At 49.9% G+C, this 18,076-nt stretch carries 16 protein-coding genes; 13 read left to right on the top strand and 3 right to left on the bottom strand.

Translation table 11 applies throughout. From position 1 onward, the window contains the following. Positions 1 to 16: 16 nt before the first annotated feature. The 5 genes from P159_RS0116470 to P159_RS0116450 all read left to right on the top strand — a co-directional run bounded on the left by P159_RS0116470 (position 17) and on the right by P159_RS0116450 (position 3,101). Positions 17 to 499, top strand: coding sequence for a hypothetical protein (locus P159_RS0116470; protein WP_029545858.1), 483 nt, complete (start codon positions 17 to 19; stop codon positions 497 to 499). Positions 500 to 519: 20 nt separating this feature from the next. Continuing rightward, the gene (locus P159_RS0116465) at positions 520 to 1,716 is read left to right on the top strand and encodes a hypothetical protein (RefSeq protein WP_029545856.1); all 1,197 of its coding nucleotides are present in this window, start codon (positions 520 to 522) and stop codon (positions 1,714 to 1,716) included. A 29-nt stretch (positions 1,717 to 1,745) separates the two neighbouring features. After that, complete coding sequence (locus P159_RS0116460) at positions 1,746 to 1,976, top strand: hypothetical protein (RefSeq protein ID WP_029545854.1); 231 nt, start codon at positions 1,746 to 1,748, stop codon at positions 1,974 to 1,976. Positions 1,977 to 2,052: 76 nt separating this feature from the next. After that, positions 2,053 to 2,430: a hypothetical protein gene (locus P159_RS0116455; RefSeq protein ID WP_029545852.1), complete on the top strand. Its 378-nt coding sequence runs from the start codon at positions 2,053 to 2,055 to the stop codon at positions 2,428 to 2,430. Positions 2,431 to 2,552: 122 nt separating this feature from the next. Next, complete coding sequence (locus P159_RS0116450) at positions 2,553 to 3,101, top strand: DUF1097 domain-containing protein (protein WP_029545850.1); 549 nt, start codon at positions 2,553 to 2,555, stop codon at positions 3,099 to 3,101. Between the two features lie 61 nt (positions 3,102 to 3,162). On the opposite strand, the gene gdhA is transcribed toward P159_RS0116450, so the two are convergent. Further along, a complete protein-coding gene (gene gdhA / locus P159_RS0116445; protein WP_029545848.1) occupies positions 3,163 to 4,512 on the bottom strand; it encodes an NADP-specific glutamate dehydrogenase in 1,350 nt (449 codons plus the stop codon). A 346-nt stretch (positions 4,513 to 4,858) separates the two neighbouring features. Here gdhA and P159_RS0116440 point away from each other — a divergent pair, with 346 nt between their 5' ends. From P159_RS0116440 to P159_RS0116425, 4 genes are all read left to right on the top strand, one after another. Beyond that, positions 4,859 to 5,488, top strand: a complete 630-nt coding sequence (locus P159_RS0116440) for a hypothetical protein (RefSeq protein ID WP_185753772.1) — start codon at positions 4,859 to 4,861, stop codon at positions 5,486 to 5,488. Between the two features lie 122 nt (positions 5,489 to 5,610). Further along, complete coding sequence (locus P159_RS19670) at positions 5,611 to 8,316, top strand: tetratricopeptide repeat protein (RefSeq protein WP_051650429.1); 2,706 nt, start codon at positions 5,611 to 5,613, stop codon at positions 8,314 to 8,316. Between the two features lie 10 nt (positions 8,317 to 8,326). Then, on the top strand, positions 8,327 to 9,892 hold the full coding sequence (locus P159_RS0116430) for a glycosyltransferase family 2 protein (protein WP_029545843.1): 1,566 nt from the start codon (positions 8,327 to 8,329) through the stop codon (positions 9,890 to 9,892). 122 nt (positions 9,893 to 10,014) lie between these two features. Next, positions 10,015 to 10,548, top strand: a complete 534-nt coding sequence (locus tag P159_RS0116425) for a methyl-accepting chemotaxis protein (RefSeq protein ID WP_029545841.1) — start codon at positions 10,015 to 10,017, stop codon at positions 10,546 to 10,548. A gap of 69 nt (positions 10,549 to 10,617) precedes the next feature. On the opposite strand, the gene P159_RS0116420 is transcribed toward P159_RS0116425, so the two are convergent. After that, positions 10,618 to 11,271: a Crp/Fnr family transcriptional regulator gene (locus P159_RS0116420; protein ID WP_029545839.1), complete on the bottom strand. Its 654-nt coding sequence runs from the start codon at positions 11,269 to 11,271 to the stop codon at positions 10,618 to 10,620. Between the two features lie 198 nt (positions 11,272 to 11,469). On the opposite strand from P159_RS0116420, the gene P159_RS0116415 reads away from it, so the two are divergent. Then, on the top strand, positions 11,470 to 12,750 hold the full coding sequence (locus P159_RS0116415; protein ID WP_221174100.1) for an NCS2 family permease: 1,281 nt from the start codon (positions 11,470 to 11,472) through the stop codon (positions 12,748 to 12,750). A gap of 113 nt (positions 12,751 to 12,863) precedes the next feature. On the opposite strand, the gene P159_RS0116410 is transcribed toward P159_RS0116415, so the two are convergent. Further along, positions 12,864 to 13,319 carry a DUF441 domain-containing protein gene (locus tag P159_RS0116410; protein ID WP_029545835.1) on the bottom strand — a complete coding sequence of 152 codons (456 nt, stop codon included), beginning with the start codon at positions 13,317 to 13,319 and terminating at the stop codon, positions 12,864 to 12,866. Between the two features lie 243 nt (positions 13,320 to 13,562). Between P159_RS0116410 and P159_RS0116405 the strand changes: the two genes are divergently transcribed. The 3 genes from P159_RS0116405 (at position 13,563) to P159_RS0116395 (ending at position 18,007) form a co-directional block, all read left to right on the top strand. Then, the gene (locus tag P159_RS0116405) at positions 13,563 to 14,243 is read left to right on the top strand and encodes an NYN domain-containing protein (RefSeq protein ID WP_029545833.1); all 681 of its coding nucleotides are present in this window, start codon (positions 13,563 to 13,565) and stop codon (positions 14,241 to 14,243) included. Between the two features lie 94 nt (positions 14,244 to 14,337). Next, entirely contained in the window at positions 14,338 to 17,454 is a 3,117-nt protein-coding gene (locus P159_RS0116400) for a DUF499 domain-containing protein (RefSeq protein ID WP_029545831.1), read from the top strand. Next, complete coding sequence (locus tag P159_RS0116395) at positions 17,447 to 18,007, top strand: DUF3780 domain-containing protein (RefSeq protein WP_029545829.1); 561 nt, start codon at positions 17,447 to 17,449, stop codon at positions 18,005 to 18,007. Before P159_RS0116400 ends, P159_RS0116395 begins: the two co-directional genes overlap by 8 nt. Positions 18,008 to 18,076: the final 69 nt, after the last annotated feature.

The raw sequence follows: 18,076 nt of genomic DNA, 5'->3' as shown, positions 1-18,076 counted from the left end.
AGGGAGGTAACAATAGATGCCGAAACCTTTATTTATGCAAAAGCAGGCAGAGCAGACAATAAATACGTTGGACCTAAAAAGAAAAGAGCCAGTAAAAAAGCAATATACGGAAATGCAAATGGCCAAAATATTGCGCCAAAGAAGATCGAAAGAATACATGGAGACATTGCACAATTTGGATGCAGGTGGACATGTGCACAATCAGGAAAAGGTTAGCCGCGTGCTGGAGGCCTTGAGTAAAGAATTTCCTGAAGTAGAATTAGCGGGAATTTTGCTAGGAGTTGTTGCTGTATGCTATTTGGGGAAACCATATGAAGTACATATGCTGGATTTTGTAGGTAATATAATAGAACATTATAAGACAGGGGAAGAATTGCCACAAGGTCTGGAGAGGGTACGCGGGATTGCTATTCATGGCGGTTATGAATATATAGAGGTTTATACTGATTGCTGTCGTGCAATCAGTGCAGACGGAACTGTTTCACTGATTGCTAATTAGGGAAATGGGGGACAGTGGTTATGGAAACAAAGGACAAGGCAGTTGGTGGCAATGGAAAGGATGCGAATTGGCTTTGTGAATGTGGAAGGGTTAATTTTGGAAATTTTTGTGTTGCATGTGGCAAGCCGAGGCCGGTAGTGTCAGCTGAGCAAGAGCAGGCAGAGGAGCAAGCTTTGGAGGTGAAGGAAGAGAATAATAGTCCGCAATTGGAAAGACCATTATCTATAGAGGATACGCAGCAAATGTCAGTGGTACAACCCACAAAAGCTACATCAAGTGAAGATAAGTCTAAATCAAGAAAAAACGCAATCATAGCTGCAGGTATTGTTATTAGTTTATTCGCTTGTATAGCTTTAGGGGTGTTCTTGGCTAATATGTCGGGAAAAGGTGCCAATGAACCACAGGCAGTAGAAGAAAATGTTCAGGAAAACAAGGAGAATAATTTTTTTTCGATAGAGGAACAGGCTGCCAAAGCCTCTGAATTGTCCATAAATGGTCTGGATTTGGGAGCTGATATAGAGAAAATGCATGCCTTGTTTGGACAAGAACGCAGTCTCCAAGCTAAAGGTGAGAAACAATATTATCAGTATGATGATGTGAGAGTAGTGGTAAATAATAATGTGGTTATAGGTTTGGTGTCGGAAAGTGCTCATGCATATTCTAAGCGCGGCCTGCATGAAGGTGCTACATTGCAGGATGTTCGTTTGATGTATGGCGATAATTTTATCAAATCAAAATATGAAAATTTGGAGCTTTATGAGTATAAATTTACAACAGTGAACAATAAAGATGGATTGTTGAGGTTTGCTTTTAACAAAGGAGATGATAAGGTTCAGTATATAAGTGCCAGGATGGATGAAAAAGCATCAGCTAATAAGCCGACCAAGGCTGAAGCACAAAATCCTGCCATACAGGTGCTATATAACTATCATGCAAATATTACTAACAAGAAGTATAGGGAGGCGTATGATTGTCTAAGCGAGAATTTCAAAAAGCGTATGTCATATGAAGGTTGGGTTCCTGGCTTCAAGACGACAGTAAGTAGTGTGCCTTCTGATGTAATGATTTATTCCCAAACGGCAAAAAAAATAATTTTAACATTTAATCTTAGAGCTGTAGATAATCCGGGTGGCACTAGAGATTTTAGCGGTACTGCTGAAGTGATAAACACAAAAAACGGATGGAAAATAGATAAACTTTATCATAACTTGAAATGACTTGTGTTAGTTGTTTGGGAGGTGGGAGAATGGAAATACTAAAGACAATCGCTGGCATATTTGAGTTGATTATTTTTGTTATTTATATATATGCTGGTGTCAAGGCTATATATTATCTCAAGTATCATATTTTGAACACCAGGGCAGAAATATACAGTAATACTGGTGACTACATCATAAGCAGGATAATATGGGCGTTGCTATTAGGATGGGTGGCAATACCGTTAGCATTGTTGCATAGAGTCCTAACACAAAAGTGAAATCAGCAACCATTAGAACATGCTAGAGGAAAAAATTATTGTAGTGAGTTGGTATGGGATTTAGGAGGAATTTAATATGAGAATAATTGCAAGATATATTGGTACTATGATTGTTGCCTTTGCAATAATCTTTCCTGTTCAGAAAATTGCAGTTGCATCTGATTATTATCTGTGTGCCTATGGTAATGGTAGTTATTATGTGGTGACTGAAACAGTTTCTCCTACAGAGGCGGCTGCATCTTATGCTTATGAAGCTAAAGTTAAATTTGTTCCTGCAAATTATCCAAGTGAATACCGTCTTTTAGATGCAACCATTTTATATAAAAATAACCAATGGCTGATATTAAGGTGGGATTCGTCTAGTGGCTGGAAAACTTCGAGGGTAACGTATGATTACGACTACTCTGGATACTTAAAAGACTATATCGTAAATACATATAATATACGTGTTTAAGTGGGCGGAGGAATGTAAAAGTTATAGTGTTTAGTAAAATTCCAGGTCACATGTCCTTTCCATTTTTCTGATAATCCCATAAAATAATAATAAACAATTAAAATAAAGATAGAGGGGATTGTATGAGACAGTTGGGAAAGGCTATTCTTGATATCAATCAGACGGATTTCGTGGTGGCGGGTGTTTCGGCGCTGGCTTGCCTGGGGACTTTGGCAGGGATGCCGGTGTGGGCGCTTTTCATTGGCTGGGCGTGGTATCTGGCCATTGGGGCAAATAAAACGGCCATCAGGGAAGGTTCTGTCACCTGCGTGGCGGCGGCAGTCCTGGCCCTGACGGCTGTGGTTCTGACGGATGCGTTCGCTGTGTTCATGCCAGGGATGCAGGCTTCCATGCTGGCGGTGTTCCTGATGATCATGGCCTTGATGGTAGCCCTGAAGCTGCCCTGTATCAAGCATTCACTGGTGGGTTTTAATTCCTTTTCCTGCATCTTTGCAGGCTATTACCTGGGCGCTTTTCCCGCTCAGTCTGACTATATTTTGAACCTGGTTGTTGCTTTCGTCTACATCACCGGCGCCAACATCCTGGGCCTTTTTGTAGGCTGGGCCAGCCAGCAACTGGCAGGTTTTTCCTTCCGCAGGCGTGACCAGCAGGGGGATTTGGAAATATCGTAAAAACAGCCCGCCAAGGCTTTGCGTAGCCTTGGCGGGCCATTTTTATCCTTTTATGTTGTTCTTACACCAGCCCGTGTGCCAGCATGACGTTGGCCACCTTCAGGAAGGCGGTGATGTTGGCGCCAGCTACGAGATCATCAGGATCTGCGTATGCTTCAGCGTTCTTCTTGGACTGTTCGTAGATGTTCTTCATGATGCCCTGGAGGCGGCCGTCAACTTCTTCGAAGGTCCACTGGAGACGCTCGGAGTTCTGGGCCATTTCAAGGGCGGAGACTGCCACGCCGCCGGCGTTGGCTGCCTTGGCGGGGGCGAAGAGGACGCCGTGGCTCTGGAAGTAATCGATGGCCTCGATGACGGAAGGCATGTTGGCGCCTTCGCCTACGGCCTTGACCCCGTTCTCCACCAGAATCTTGGCGGATTCCAGGCTGATTTCACCCTGGGTAGCGCAGGGGAGGGCCACGTCGCACTTCACGGTCCAGACGCCGGAGCAGCCCTCATGGTACTCGGCATTGGGATGAGTCTCCACATATTCCTTGATGCGGCCGCGGCGCACCTGCTTGATTTCCTTCACAGCATCCAGGTCGATGCCATTGGGGTCATAGACATAGCCGTTGGAGTCGGAGCAGGTAACCACCTTGGCGCCGAAGGACTGGGCCTTCTCGATGGCATAGGTGGCCACGTTGCCGGAGCCGGAGACTACCAGCACCTTGTCTTTCAGGTCGATGCCCTTGGCATCCAGCATGTTCTTGACGAAATACAGGAGGCCGTAGCCCGTAGCTTCGGGGCGGGCCAGGCTGCCCCAGTAATCCACGCGCTTGCCCGTGAGGACGCCTGCGTCGTAGGAGTTCCTGATGCGCTTGTACTGGCCGAAGAGATAGCCTACCTCGCGGCCGCCTACGCCGATATCACCTGCCGGTACATCCACATCCGGTCCGATATGGCGGTAAAGCTCAGTCATGAAGCTCTGGCAGAAGCGCATGACCTCTGCATCGCTCTTGCCGTGGGGGTCAAAGTCGGAGCCGCCCTTGGCACCGCCGATGGGCAGGCCCGTGAGGGCGTTCTTGTAAACCTGTTCGAAGGCCAGGAATTTCAGGATATCCAGGTTCACGCTGGGGTGGAAGCGCAGACCGCCCTTATAGGGGCCGATGGCAGAGGACATCTGCACGCGGAAGCCGCGGTTGATCTGGATCTCGCCCTTGTCATCTGTCCAGGGAACACGGAAGGAAATGACGCGCTCCGGTTCTACCATGCGCTCGAGGATTTTGTTTGCCTGGTATTCGGGATGCTGCGAGAGCACCGGTTCGACGGATTCCAGGACTTTGCCTGCGGTGTGGAGGAACTGGGGCTGGTCAGGGTCACGCTTTGCCACCAGGTCCAAGACTTCTTTGACGTACGCTTTGCTGTCTGCCATTTGGATCTCTCCTTTGCCTGCGGCCTGCTGCCGTTTTTGTAATTTGACGGCATCTTTGGCCGGTTTACAATGTTATATATGTTTCACAAGTTACAGTATACTATATTATCAGAGAATTGTATACAGGGGAGGTGAAAGTATTCACAGGATAAATATCCTATCAGATATGTCATGTTTCTTATTGATAAAGTTTATAATCAATCTTTTAATATTATTGTTGCAAAATTAGGAGGGTGCAGGTATAATACTAATATAGGACTATGTACCTATTTGAGTTGGTCAACCAAAGGAAATCAAGCAATGGAGTGAGCGCAAGTTCTAAGGAAAGTGGGGGATTACTATGGGCATGAGCATCAGCAATGTTCCAAGCTTCCCTGAGCTTAACAAGCAGGTAAGTGTTACAGGGCAGCAAAAAGCCGCAGAGGGGTTTGCCAAGGCGAGTTCTTATTATGAGTCTTCGAACCTGGGCAATGACACCAAGGTGGGTACGGGAGCTATTTCCCGGGAGAGCCGTACTATTGTGAGCATCGGTGAGCAAAAGACCGCCGAAATCATGGACAGGGCGAAAGCTATCTATTCGGTATCCAATTTTGGCAATCAGACCAAGATAGGTACCAGCAAATTCCAGCAAGGCAACAAGCAGACTACTGCGATTGGTGAACATCAGACCTCGAAGATTATGGATAAGACTCGTTCCTATTACGAGGTTTCTAATTTTGGCAATGAGACCAAGGTTGGCAAGAGCAGATTCCAGCAGCAGATTCGCCAGGATTACAATCAGGGCATGCAGAACATGGGCAAGGGCATGAGCGCTGCCCGTAAGAATGGCACCACTGGTTCTAATTTTGGCAACAGCACTAAATTGGGCAGCAGCGCCTTCCAGCAGGTGAATGCACAGATCAAGCAGCACAATGCACATGCGGCTTATGCTGCTCAGAAGAAGGCTGCCGGATCATCTATGGAAGTAGCAGCATAATTGTGTATGTAGACCGCACAGGTTTTGAAGAGACTGTGCGGTCTTTTCGTTTGCTTAAAAAGGAAAAGAGGGGGCGGATATAGAATAATTGCAACTTGATAGGCAATGGGGGAGGTGGGCTCATGGCAGAAAAAAAACTCTTGCCTTATCAGAAGGTACATAAGTGCTATCTGGCTCTGATGGATGCTCTGGAAAGATGCCGCTACCAGGAAGCGGTGGCTCTAGCAGAGGAAATCCGGGAGATTGGCACCCGGGACAGGAAAATTTGGCATACGGTATTGGCGGCTTACATAGACGGCAACGATAAGGATGGGGCTTTAGCTGCTGCAGCTGACTACGAAGGACTCTTTGATATGAAGGAAGATGGCACAGGTCATTTCCTTCTGGGGCGCATAAAGATGCTTAGTGGGGACTGGGAAAGTGCGGAAGCGGAGGTGCGCCATGCCTTGAACCTGCCCATGGAAGACTGGTATCGGGGGGCGGCCTACAGCATCCTGGCCAATCTTGAACGGAAGCTGGCCCGGCCCCGGGAGGCAGCCGGTCATTATCTGAAATCCGTGGAGTACAAGACTTTGGCCACGGGTAGTCTGGCAGATTACAGCAATTATCTCTTCAATCTGCACTATCTGAATGAGCCTCAGTCCTTTATGCTGGCAGAAGCCCAAAAGTATGGGGAAATGCTCTCTCGGGTGGAGCAGTACAGCCACAAGCCCCATGGCCGTGCGAAAATGCGCATCGGCTATATATCCCCGGACTTACGCTTTCATGTGGTAGCTTTTTTCAGCTATGCCTTGCTTAAGGATTACAACCGGGAACGATTTGAGGTCTATTGCTACACCAACTGCATAGAGGACAGTGCCAGTGCCGAGTTTGCCTCCTGGGTGGATGGCTGGCGCAATGTGCGAGGGATGGCTCCGGTGGAGATTGCCCAGGCCGTGTACGAGGATGAGATAGATATACTCTTTGACCTTGCAGGCCACACTGCTCAGAATATGCTGCCTGTGCTGGCCTGCAAGCCTGCTCCTGTGCAGCTTTCAGGCATTGGTTATTTTGATACCACGGGCCTGCCGGCAGTGGATTACTTTTTGACTGACCACTATCTTGACCCGGAGGACGGGGGAAATGAACATTATTTTACAGAAAAGCTTCTGAGGCTTCCCAAGTCTCATTTCTGCTATATGTGGCATGATGCTCCGGGAGAGGTGGGGGAAGCCCCCTGCCTTGCCAAAGGCTTTGTCACCTTTGGCTGTCTGAATAATTTTGCCAAGGTCACGGACGAAGTCCTGCGGGTTTGGGCGAAGATTCTGCGGCAGGTACAGGGCAGCCGTCTCCATCTGCGGGCTCAGATTTTCAACAGCGAGTATGGCAGGAAGCTGGCCTTTGCCCGCATAGAAGCGGCAGGGATTGACCTGGCACGGGTGGAAGCATATCCCTTTGCACCTGATTATTTAAAGGACTACCATGAGATTGATATTGCCCTTGATACCTGGCCTTATCCCGGTGGGGGCACCACTTGCGATGCGCTTTACATGGGGGTGCCTGTAGTGACTTTGGCAGGCGAGCGGCACAATTCTCGTTTTGGTTACAGTTTGCTTATGAATATGGGCTTGGCGGAGCTGTGCACCTTTTCTGAGGGGGAATATGCAGAGCGGGCTGTGTCACTGGCAGAAGACAAAGAGTGCCTGAAGGCCCTGCATAAGAAGCTGCGTCCGATGATGGAGCGTTCTCCTGTTATGGCAAGCGGTCCTTATGTGGCGGCGGTGGAGCAGGCTTATGCGGAAATTTATGTCAAGTGGCTGGAGAAGTCCGGCTTTACCATAGAGGAATCCGGGCTTCTTTGGTTGAATACTCCTGTAAAGGAAAATAATGAGGCAGCCGAGCCTGTGGGTGATGCTGCGGGAGAAAGGACGGTAAATATGAGCAAGAGCAGCCGCAAGCTGAATAAAAAGAAAGAAAAGGCCAATAAGATGGAAATCCGCCGCAGGGATGCGGGTTTGCGGGAGCAGATGAAGGAACAGATGGAGGCAGGTGACTACGCCGAGGCACTGGGCTCTTTGGCAGAACTTGTCAAGGACAACAGCTATGACCCGGATCTTCTGTATGACGGGGCCTACTGCTATTTCATGGTGGGGGATTACGAAAGGTCTACCAAATGGGTGGACATGGTGATGGACCTGGCTCCTTACCATATCCCTGCCCGCATTCTTCTGGCCCGTCTCTGTATTCTCAATGAGCGTGAGGAAGGAGCTCTTTCCCTGTCAGATGTCCTGCTGGCCAGCAACAGGGAACTGCTTACGGAAGAACAGTCCCAGGATTTGAATGATATTTTGGAATATTATTATAGGTGCGAGCCTGAGCGCATCAGGGCTGAATATCCCCATGTGGCAGCTTTTGTGGCAGGGGAGGACGAAGAAAAGACACCTGTGGTGGAGAAAACTGCCCCGCCTGCAGCTCCGGCAGCACCTGCTCCTGAGCCGCATGTGGTGCAGGAAATTGCTCCGCAGGAAGTACCGGCTTGTGAGGCTCCTGCGCCGGCAGCACCAGTGGCAGATATTGAAGCAGAGCTGAAGGCCATTGCGGAAAAGCCCGTGCCGCTGCAGGCGAAAATCCATCTTTACAATGTCTTTGCAGGCGGATATTTCTACCAGAAAAATTATGGGGAGGCACGTCGTTTCCTTGAGGAAGCCTTGAAGATTGATCCGCTGGACGGAGAAAGCCTGCGGAATATGGCTGTGCTCTGCCATGAGCAGGGGGAGAAGGAAAAGGCTCAGGAGTTTGCTTCCAGGCTGCCCCAGACGGATTTCCTGCTGCTGGCTGCCCTGCGCTGAGGTTTTTATTATGAGTCTTATTGCAGTAGTTTCCATGGTCCGCAATGAAGCGGATGTAATAGAAAGTTTTGTGCGCCACAATCTGGGTTGGGCTGATAAGCTTTATGTGGCTGTGCACGAGAGCAGTGACGAGACCCTGTCCATCCTGCAGGCCCTCCAGCAGGATGGCTTGCCTATTGTCCTTTCTGAGGTTAAGGGGGCGGCCCAACTCCAGTCCGAAGTGGTGACAGCGCTGATGCGGCAGGCGGTGGCTGAGGGGGCAGGTTTTGTGGTGCCACTTGATGCTGATGAATTTCTGCTGCCGGATGGGAGTGGCAATGCAGGACAGAGCGTAGGCAATTATTGCCGCTCGGTCTTTGCCGCCATGGACGAGGGAAAAGTCTATGCCATCCCCTGGGTCAGGTATGTGCCCAGAAGCGGCCAGGGCTTCCTGCTGTCCCGGCGTGCATATCGGGAGAAGTGGCCCGACAGCCTTACCAAGGCCGTGTTGGGAGCCGGGGCGGTGAAGGAAGCCCAGCTGGAGATTTCCCAAGGGAGCCATCGGGCTCTGCTGCCTGGCAATGAGGGGGACAGGCAGGCTGTGGTGCCGGAGGTGGTAAAAGGCGTCCACATCGCTCATTATCCCTGGCGCAGTGAGGAACAGGCTGCCAAGAAAGCCGCCGTGGGTTGGCTGGGCAATGTGGCAAAGTATACCCGCTACACCCGCACCGCCCATCAGTGGCGGGAGGGATACAGGGAGCTTATGAAGGGCAGGAGCCTGCAGCCTGAAAACCTCAGACAGCCGGTGAAGGCGCCACGGCTGCCCGGCAGTGATGTGGTGAGGCTTTGCTATACGCCGGACTACGACAAGGAAAGCCTGCTGGAAGTTGTCATGCTGGCAGCAGAGCAGCTGGCAGAGGAATGTGCAGAACTTAGAGCCAGGCTCTTTGTCCAGCCTGTCAGCATTGTCATGCAGTACAGGGGAAATCTTGAGCTTTTTGCCAGGACCATGGCATCTGCCCTGTCTGACGACTATCCTTTCAAGGAATACATTGTGCTGGCTCCGGAAATTTCGCCAGAGGGAGAAGCTGCGCTGGTAGAGCTTTTGGAGCAGCAGCCTGTGGAGTGCATTTCCCTGCTGTCAGGGCCTGAGGCCTGGGAACTTCTGCCTGAGGGCATGAAGGGGGAGTTTGTGCAGTGGCTGCCTGAGGGCTTCATTATGCTGCCGGACAGGCTTATCAAGATGGTCTCTGCCCTTTCTGCCCAGGAAGAACTGAGCCTGATGGTGTCGGCGGTGGAGGAGGGGGATTACCTCTCAGACAAGATCATGCGGCAGGAAGTTTTCGATATTGACACAGGCAAGGAAATCTTTATGCCCGGTGATGGCAGCCAGGCGGCCCAGAGCATCTGGGATGCCCGTCAGTGCTTCCCCGGTGGGCTGGCCTCCGCCATCTTCCGCAGGCGGCAGCTGGAGGCGCTGAAGTGGCCTCCAGGGAAGGAATGGCAGGAATATGAGGGCAGGGAGCTTTTGGCTTCCCTTTTGGCAGGTCATGCTTACGGCTACATAGCGGAACCGCTGCTTAGGGTTGAAAGATAGAAAAATTTTGCCGGGCAGCAGGTTTTTTTCCTTGCTTGTGGAATAAGAACAAAAGGAATTTATCAAGGGAAATGGACCCGAAGGGCATAATCAACAATATTCATGATTGAGGAGGAATATCTATGGCTGAGGAATTCAAGCAAAATGAGGAGGTAACCAACAAGCTGGCTGCTTCTATCGAGGAAATTGCAACATCCACACAGACGGTCTATGAGGCTGTTGAGCAGGTGGCGAAAAGCGCCAGCGCCCTCGCCAAGGCCGGGCAGGAGTCCGTGGAGCAGGCGAAATTCCTGCAGGAGAAGAATGCTGACACTATCAAGGTCATCGACTTCATCACGAATATTGCTGGTCAGACCAACCTTCTGGGCCTCAATGCCGCCATCGAGGCAGCCCGTGCCGGTGAGCAGGGCCGCGGCTTCGCTGTGGTGGCTGAGGAAGTGAGAAAACTTGCCGAGCAGTCCCGTGAGGCAACTGAGAAAATCCAGTCCACTCTGACTGAAATGAACAAGGCAGTTGAAGGCATCTCCAAGTCCATTGAGAACACCGGCTCCATCAGTGAGGAGCAGGCCGCTTCCACCGAAGAAATCACGGCCAACCTCTCCCGCGTCACCAAGGCGGCAGAGGAACTCAAGCGCTATGTGGAGTCCTTGAAATAATAACAGACACAAAAGCAGGGCAGTCCCTCGGGGGGCTGCCCTTTTAGCGTCTGTATTGCAGGTATGATTTTAAGGTTCGTTTTTCCACACAGCTCTGAGACGGGCCTGCTGCTCACGGTTCAGGGTAATCTTGCCGTGGAGCAGGGAGAGGTCACCGTCATCCCGCATCTTGGTGACGCAGCGGTTGACGGTTTTGACGCTGGTGCCGATGTCATCGGCTATCTGCTGGCGGCTGGTGTGGAGGATGAAGAGGTCTGTCTCGATATCGCCCAGGCGCTTGGCCAGGTATTCCTCGAAGCGCTCCTGGCTGGGCTGGAATTTTACCCGGCCAGCCTCGTTGGAAGTGGGGTACATCTTGGCAGCCAGCAGCTTTGCCACTGCTACGGCAAAGTCATTGTCGGTTTTCATCCAGTGCAGGAAGGTGTCAGCTGTCAGTGACAATACCTGGCACTCAGTGACGGCCTCATTAGTGGCGGCAAAGTGTTCCTGTTCTGCCAGGACTTCCAGATCTCCAATCATATCCGGCACTTCCAAAGAGGCAAATGTATAGCGCTGGCCGCTTTCAAACTCATTGCTGACCCGGAGCTTGCCTGCTGTCAGTATGTATACATGGTCGGCCTTTTCACCTTTCCTCACCACCACATCCCCTGGCTGGAAGGTGCGTTTGGTGGTATGCTGCCGGATATTTTCCGGAATATGATCCAGCATATAGTCCAGTTTCATATCTATATCCCTTTCTGTTGACAATAATCCTATGAGGAGATTATAGCACATTGGTTATGCCTTGTGTAGCTGTATAAATCTGAATATTTAATTTTGAAAGTAATTGGGACATTAACGGACGGATGTCCTTTTTTTGTACGGAAGAAAGGAATAGAATATGGGAGCAATATGGATAAAAGACTCAGGGAGGCGTTAGCCATGGATAAGCTCTTTGGCGGAGCACTAAAGGACAAGAAAATTTTGCAGAGGGAAATACTGGCAGGCATTACCGCTTTTTTTGCCATTTCCTACATCATCATCGTCAATCCGTTGATTTTGGCAGATGCTGGCATTCCTGTGGGGATGAGCGTCTTTGCCACCATCTTTTCTTCGGTGATTGGCTGCCTCATCATGGCCTTTGTGGCAGATGCGCCCATCATACTTACCCCGGGCATGGGCATCAACGCCTTCTTCACCTATACGGTCTGCGCCCACATGGGACTTAGCTGGCAGGAAGCCATTGCCATTTCCCTGGTGTCCGGCCTTATCTTTGCCTATGTGGCCTGCACCAGATGGGCAAAGCGGCTTTCGGAGGCGGTGCCTCCTTCCATCAAATGTGCCATCACCGCAGGCATTGGCCTGTTCCTGGTGGAAATCGGGCTGGAAAAAGCGGAGCTTATCCGCCGCGGCAGCAGCTCCATCATCGAGCTGGGCAGCCTGACTAATCCTGTGGCTCTGCTTTCCATCTTCGGACTGGTGCTGAGCCTGGCCCTTTATCTCAGAAATGTGATGGGCAGCTTCTTCATCGCTATTATTGTTACCAGCGTAGTTGGCAATATCCTGGGCATTGGCATTGGCGCGCCTTTGGAAATCAGCGTGAGAGGGCTGGTGGATTATCCCTCTATGCTGCTTCAGGCGGATTTCAGCCATATCCTGAGCATTCCTTTCCTGCTGTCTGTGTTTTCCATGTCCATGATCATGATCTTTGAGACCATGGGGCTCCTGCAGGGAATCTTGCCAGAGAAAGAGAAGTTCGGCAGGACTTACAAGGGGTCGGCTTTCACTACGCTCATTTCCAGTGTGCTGGGCACCAGCCCCACAGTGGCGGCGGCGGAAAGTGCCGCAGGCATTGCCAGCGGCGGGCGCACCGGGCTGATGGCTCTGGTGAGCGCTCTGCTTTTCAGCGTGTCAGTCTTCCTCATACCCTTCCTTTCCTATGTACCCCAGGCGGCCATTGCCCCGGTGATCATCATCACTGGCGCCATGATGATGCAGCAGTTGCAGTTCGTGGAGTTGCAGGATTTTGCTGAGTGGTTCCCGGCCTTTCTCATTGTGGTGCTGATTCCCCTGTCCGGCAGCATTTCCACGGGCCTGGCCTTTGGTTTCACTGCCTATCCCCTGCTGAAGCTGATGGATGGCAGCAGGAGGGAAGTATCCTCTTTGGGCTTCGGCCTGGGGGTCCTGTTCCTGATGAACCTGGTATTCCAGGCAGGGTTCTGATATAGCTTTCCCAAAAATCATCATATATACAAAAACACGTTGCTAGAATTGGCAACGTGTTTTTGCATGAGTGAGAGGGGGGCGGCAGCCCGAAGGGCTGACGGAGGGAGTCTTCAGCTGAGTCTTCCTATAATCTGCAGCACAAAGTAGGTCACGCCCCCGGCAATCAGCGGTCCTACGGCCACTCCGTGGAAGAAGATGACCCCTGCCATAGTGCCGATGATGAGGGCCGGAATCACATCAGGAGTGCTCTTGAGTAACTCCACACCGCTGCCCCCGGCCAGCGCCGCCAGGAGGCCTGCCACAATAGCTATGATGCCCGCATGGGTGCGGAAGGCATCAATCATGGTGTGGATGGTGATGGTGCCGTTGGCAATGGGCACCAGTATGGCAGCGGTGAGGATGATGATGCCCCAGTTGAGGCCCTGGGTGCCCAGGGCTTCGAGGGCCGGGGTGAGGCCAAGCACCTTCAGCAGCAGCACGATGCCTGTCGCATAGACTACGGTCATATTGTGTCCGAAATAACTAAGCAGCAGGACAGCGATGAGGGTGATATATTCTATGTACAATGCAAATCCTCCTTATCATGGCTTGCTAAGATTTTCTAATTATAACGCCAATGCACATTCCTTGTCGACATAAAAGCTGAACGATATAGTGGAAAATGTTTGACAAAATGAAATACGTGCTATAAAATGAAGGTGTACTTGAGTGCTTATGCTTATAATGGTTTAATAGCCCCATGGTAGTACGCCCTCCGATTATACAGGAGTGGAGGAATCCTTGGGGCTCTTATATTTTGGGTGATAATCATGATAAAGACAGCGATTTTGGTTGATGGTGGATTTTACAGGAAAAGAGCCAAGCATCAGTGGGGAATGAAGACTGCTGAGGAACGTGCCAGAGAATTGAACGCCTATTGCTTGGCACATTTGGATAAGAAAGATGGCAATGTAGAGCGTCAGCTATATAGAATTTTTTATTATGATTGTGCTCCAAGCAGACGAAGTGTCTATCATCCACTTACGAAGAAGAATGTAGATTTAGAAAAATCTGATACTAGTACGTGGACAACTTCTTTTATGGATGAACTGAAAAGAAGACGCAAGTACGCACTTCGATTAGGTGTTTTGGCAGAACGACCTAATTATAATTTGCGGGCAAGCGTTACCAAGGATTTATTGGCAGGAAAGCGTACGCTTGAAAGTTTAACTGAAGGTGATTTTGAATTCAATGCCCAGCAAAAGGGTGTTGACATGCGCATAGGGATAGATATAGTTTCGTTGGCACTTAAAAGACTGGTTGATCAAATAATCTTAATTGCTGGTGACAGTGATTTTGTTCCCGCTGCAAAACTTGCAAGAAGAGAGGGGATAGATTTTATTCTAGACCCTATGGGAGCGGATATAAAGGCAGATTTATTTGAGCATATTGATGGTTTGGAGACTCCATGGAAAAAAAATAACCAGGATTCGTTAAATGAATTAGCCTAAATGAACTAGCCGCTGACGGGGACAGCAATGCCCTGCCAACGGCTGGTGCTGTATATGTGACGTGGATGCATGTAGTATATTAGGGGGATATGCGATGAGAACGCTGTTTGATCTGTGCAAGCCTCGTCAGAGTGTGTTTGACGAGAATAAACGGGATGATGTACTTCATCTCATGAATCTCATCGAAAAGAAGATAGACCCAGAGGATTTTTTTGCAGAGAACTATCTGACTGATGGCATGAAAGAACTGCTGACGGTTGCTTTTCAGCGTTTTATGGGCATTGGCGCTACAGGGCTGGTTAAGCTCACGCAGGCTATGGGCGGCGGCAAGACACATAATATGATAGCGTTGGGGCTTCTCTCTATGTATCCCTCTTATCGTGCTGAGGTACTGCCCGAGGCAGGTGAATACAGGAAGCTTGGGGCTGTTCGTGTGGTAGCTTTCAATGGACGTGAATCTGATGCCAAGTTTGGCATTTGGGGAGCTATAGCAGAGCAGCTGGGGAAGAAGGATGTTTTCAGGGATTATTATTCACCATTGCAGGCTCCGGGGGAAACAGCCTGGGTGAATTTGCTGCAGGGAGAGCCGTTGCTGATTCTGCTGGATGAAATTCCCCCTTATTTGGAGAATGCCAAGGCTACTACCGTGGGCAATTCTGACTTGTCGGTGGTTACAGCTACAGCCTTGTCTAATTTGTTTTCGGCTCTGAGCAAGGACAAACTGACCAATGTCTGTGTGGTTATCTCGGATTTGGAGGCGACCTATGAGAGTGGCAGTGAACTGATTCGCAGTTCTTTCAAGAACCTTTCCAATGAGGTGAATCGCACAAGCCGAGATATTGAGCCCGTGGGCAGCGCTTCTGATGAAGTTTACCACATATTGAGGAAGCGTTTATTTGCAGAACTTCCGGTGGATGAAGAAGTCAATGAAATAGCCATAGCCTATCAAAAGGCTGTGCTGGAAGCCAAGCAGATGGGCTATACTAATGAGCAGCCCGACAGAATCTATACGGGTATCAAAGAGGCATATCCTTTTCACCCCGCTATGCGGAACCTCTATGCCCGATTCAAGGAAAACCCAGGTTTTCAGCAGACACGAGGCCTTATTCGCTTTATGAGGCGTATTGTGGCAGGGCTTTATGAGAACGATGGGGAACGGGCTAAGAAAAAATATCTCGTACACGTTTATGACTTTGACCTCAACAACAGGGGGATGTTGGGAGAGATTCAGGGAATCAAGAGTTCGCTGACCCAGGCTATAGCTACGGACATAGCTTCCGGCGGCAAGGCTTTTGCGGAGGAGATTGACCAGCAGTACCAAAATACCAATGCCAGCGATGCCGCCAAGCTTATCCTTGTAGCTTCTCTGGCTGATGTGCCCAATGCCCTTTTGGGACTTGATCCCAAGGAAGTGGTAGGGTATCTCTGCTCTCCTGACCGTGACATAACTCTGCTGAAACGTGCCATGGACGACTTCAGCATGAAGTCTTGGTATATGCAGAATGACAAGAAGGGACATATCTTCTTCCAGAATACCCGCAATATGATTGCTGAGATGCAGTCCCTGACAGGCAGTTATAGCAACGAGGACATCAAGGCAACTACTCTGCGGAAATTCCTGCAGAACTGCTTTCAGCCCAAACAGGGGAATTGCTATCAAAAGCTGCTGATATTCCCGGCAGTGGACGAAATACAGCTTTCCCGTGATGAGGTTACTTTGGTAGTATTTGAGCCACATAGGGGTGGTCTGCACCCTGAGTTGCAGGCTTTTTATGAGGCGACCAATTACAAGAACCGCGTCATGTTCCTCTCTGGCAATCGTGATACTATGGAGAGGCTTTATACCTCTGCCAAGGAGTTGAAGGCCATAGAGCAGATAATAAGCAATATCCGCGCCCAAGGCAATGTGGCGGAGGACAATCCCCAGTTGCAGATGGCTAAGGATACCCAGATAAAGAAGAAGACTGCTATCCTGAGTGCGGCACGGGAGACTTTTACTCTGCTCCATTATCCTTTGAAGGAGAGACTGCGGGATGCGGCTTTCATGATGGAGTTCAGGGATAATGATTACAATGGAGAAGAGCAGGTCATAAACACGCTCTTAGCCAAGCATAAATTTTCCAATGACCAGGTTTCAGAAAAGGTGCAGGGGCTTTGCGAAAAAAATATCTTCACCCGCAAGCAGATGATGATTAGCGAGATAAGGGAGCGCACGGCTACAGAAACAAGCTGGCTGTGGTATTATCCTGGTATGCTGGACGATTTGCAGGAGTATTGCTTTGAGCGTGATTTGTGGCGACAGGATGGCGAATATATAGAAAAAGGACCTTTCCCCAAGGAGCCTACCAGCCTTAACGTCACTATGCAGAGCGATGAACATGAGACAGGGCCAGCACATCTGAAACTGCGTCCTCAATATGGCGACAGAGTTCTTTATGATGAGGGAGCGCAGGCTACTGAGAGTTCCCTGACTGTGGAAAACCTCAATGATTTTGTCACGGAGGCGTTGGAAATATCCTTCCTCTGTGTTGACAGCACAGGTGAGCACCCTGCTGGAGACCCGGTGAAATGGCAGCGGCCCATTACCATCAAACATAAGATAAATCAACTGAACACGGTCTATGAGTGCACACTGGAAAGTCAGAAGGGGGTAGAGCTTCGCTATACCACCGATGGCTCCGAGCCTGGGGAAAATGGCGGTCTTTATGACGGTACCTTTGCTATGCCGGACACCTGCCAGCACGTACTGGTTGCGGCCATGGTAAAGGGGGAGGTGCGCGCCAGAGATGATATAAAGGTGGAGCAGGCTGCGAAGAAGCAGGGAATTGTGGTAAAAGAAGCCTCTCCCCTGTATCTTTCCAAGTCCGTCAGGTATAGCAGCACCCGAGAATGCTATGAGGAATTGGGCTACCTGAAAAAATACAATATTGATGTGGAAGATGTGAATGTGGTCATCTCCATCATGGAAAATGAGGGGGACGGCGGCTATATAGAGCTCAATATTGGCGGTGGCAGTAAGGTGACGGCAGAGGTGTTGGAAAATACCATAAATGAGTTGCGCCGCACTCTGGCTACGGAGAAAGATGTCAATATCTCTATGGGTATTGAGAAGAAGATTTTTGGCACTGGCCGCAACTTCATTGATTACAATCGAGAGAAGAAAATAGGCATAGACACTTATTCCCCGGGAGAAATAAGACAAGATGACTAAGGAGAAAAGCATAGGGTTTGGCTTCCTGCCAGGTGAGAGCCAGCACCATTTTCTTGCTTTGAAGAAGAGTAAAGAAGATAAGGTTACTATATATGAGCGTTTCCGCTGGCAGGATGGGGTGGCCGTGCAGAAGATAGACATATTCAGTGACAAGGCCAAGGTGGAGATTTCACTGGCGAAGTGGGAGCAGGTGCAGGAGACAGTCAAGACGGAATTCAATGTCAGGTTGCAGAAGAAAAAGCGTGCGGCAGGGAAGTTTTTGACCCGTCAGACAGTTTTTGGGGAGCTTTTCGGCAAGGAACTGATGGTGCTCATATGGGCTATCGAGGACTGCGACCCGACGAATATCCCTAGAGCCATGCAGAACTGGCTGGGCTTGCAGCCGGAGGAACGTTGGTGGCTCTACACTATGACCAATGCTGCCACGGGGGGGATTGATGACCACCGTGGCTGGCGCAAGGCGCTTCGCTATGCCTTGACGGAAAATCCCATCAACGAACCGAAGCAGCAGTCGCTGTTTGATTATGCTCTGCGACAGGAAGATGAAGAGTAAGGATGGACGAGGTTGCTTCATCGTGTCAAACCGCATAAGCAAAGAGCATAGGGAAATATATGAGCCGTC

This window comes from Selenomonas sp. AB3002 (assembly GCF_000702545.1).
Taxonomy (GTDB): Bacteria; Bacillota; Negativicutes; order Selenomonadales; family Selenomonadaceae; genus Selenomonas_B; species Selenomonas_B ruminantium_A.
Note: the sequence above shows the minus strand (reverse complement) of the source record. Positions and strands in the feature narration are given on the sequence as shown.

Bases quoted from the DNA above. Each gene is read 5' to 3' on its own strand.
- P159_RS0116460 (WP_029545854.1), top strand. From the start codon at position 1,746: ATGGAAATACTAAAGACAATCGCTGGCATATTTGAGTTGATTATTTTT.
- P159_RS0116415 (WP_221174100.1), top strand. From the start codon at position 11,470: ATGGATAAGCTCTTTGGCGGAGCACTAAAGGACAAGAAAATTTTGCAG.
- P159_RS0116395 (WP_029545829.1), top strand. From the start codon at position 17,447: ATGACTAAGGAGAAAAGCATAGGGTTTGGCTTCCTGCCAGGTGAGAGC.
- P159_RS0116420 (WP_029545839.1), bottom strand. From the start codon at position 11,271: ATGAAACTGGACTATATGCTGGATCATATTCCGGAAAATATCCGGCAG.
- P159_RS0116465 (WP_029545856.1), top strand. From the start codon at position 520: ATGGAAACAAAGGACAAGGCAGTTGGTGGCAATGGAAAGGATGCGAAT.
- gdhA (WP_029545848.1), bottom strand. From the start codon at position 4,512: ATGGCAGACAGCAAAGCGTACGTCAAAGAAGTCTTGGACCTGGTGGCA.
- P159_RS0116455 (WP_029545852.1), top strand. From the start codon at position 2,053: ATGAGAATAATTGCAAGATATATTGGTACTATGATTGTTGCCTTTGCA.
- P159_RS0116405 (WP_029545833.1), top strand. From the start codon at position 13,563: ATGATAAAGACAGCGATTTTGGTTGATGGTGGATTTTACAGGAAAAGA.
- P159_RS19670 (WP_051650429.1), top strand. From the start codon at position 5,611: ATGGCAGAAAAAAAACTCTTGCCTTATCAGAAGGTACATAAGTGCTAT.
- P159_RS0116400 (WP_029545831.1), top strand. From the start codon at position 14,338: ATGAGAACGCTGTTTGATCTGTGCAAGCCTCGTCAGAGTGTGTTTGAC.
- P159_RS0116470 (WP_029545858.1), top strand. From the start codon at position 17: ATGCCGAAACCTTTATTTATGCAAAAGCAGGCAGAGCAGACAATAAAT.
- P159_RS0116430 (WP_029545843.1), top strand. From the start codon at position 8,327: ATGAGTCTTATTGCAGTAGTTTCCATGGTCCGCAATGAAGCGGATGTA.
- P159_RS0116450 (WP_029545850.1), top strand. From the start codon at position 2,553: ATGAGACAGTTGGGAAAGGCTATTCTTGATATCAATCAGACGGATTTC.
- P159_RS0116425 (WP_029545841.1), top strand. From the start codon at position 10,015: ATGGCTGAGGAATTCAAGCAAAATGAGGAGGTAACCAACAAGCTGGCT.
- P159_RS0116440 (WP_185753772.1), top strand. From the start codon at position 4,859: ATGAGCATCAGCAATGTTCCAAGCTTCCCTGAGCTTAACAAGCAGGTA.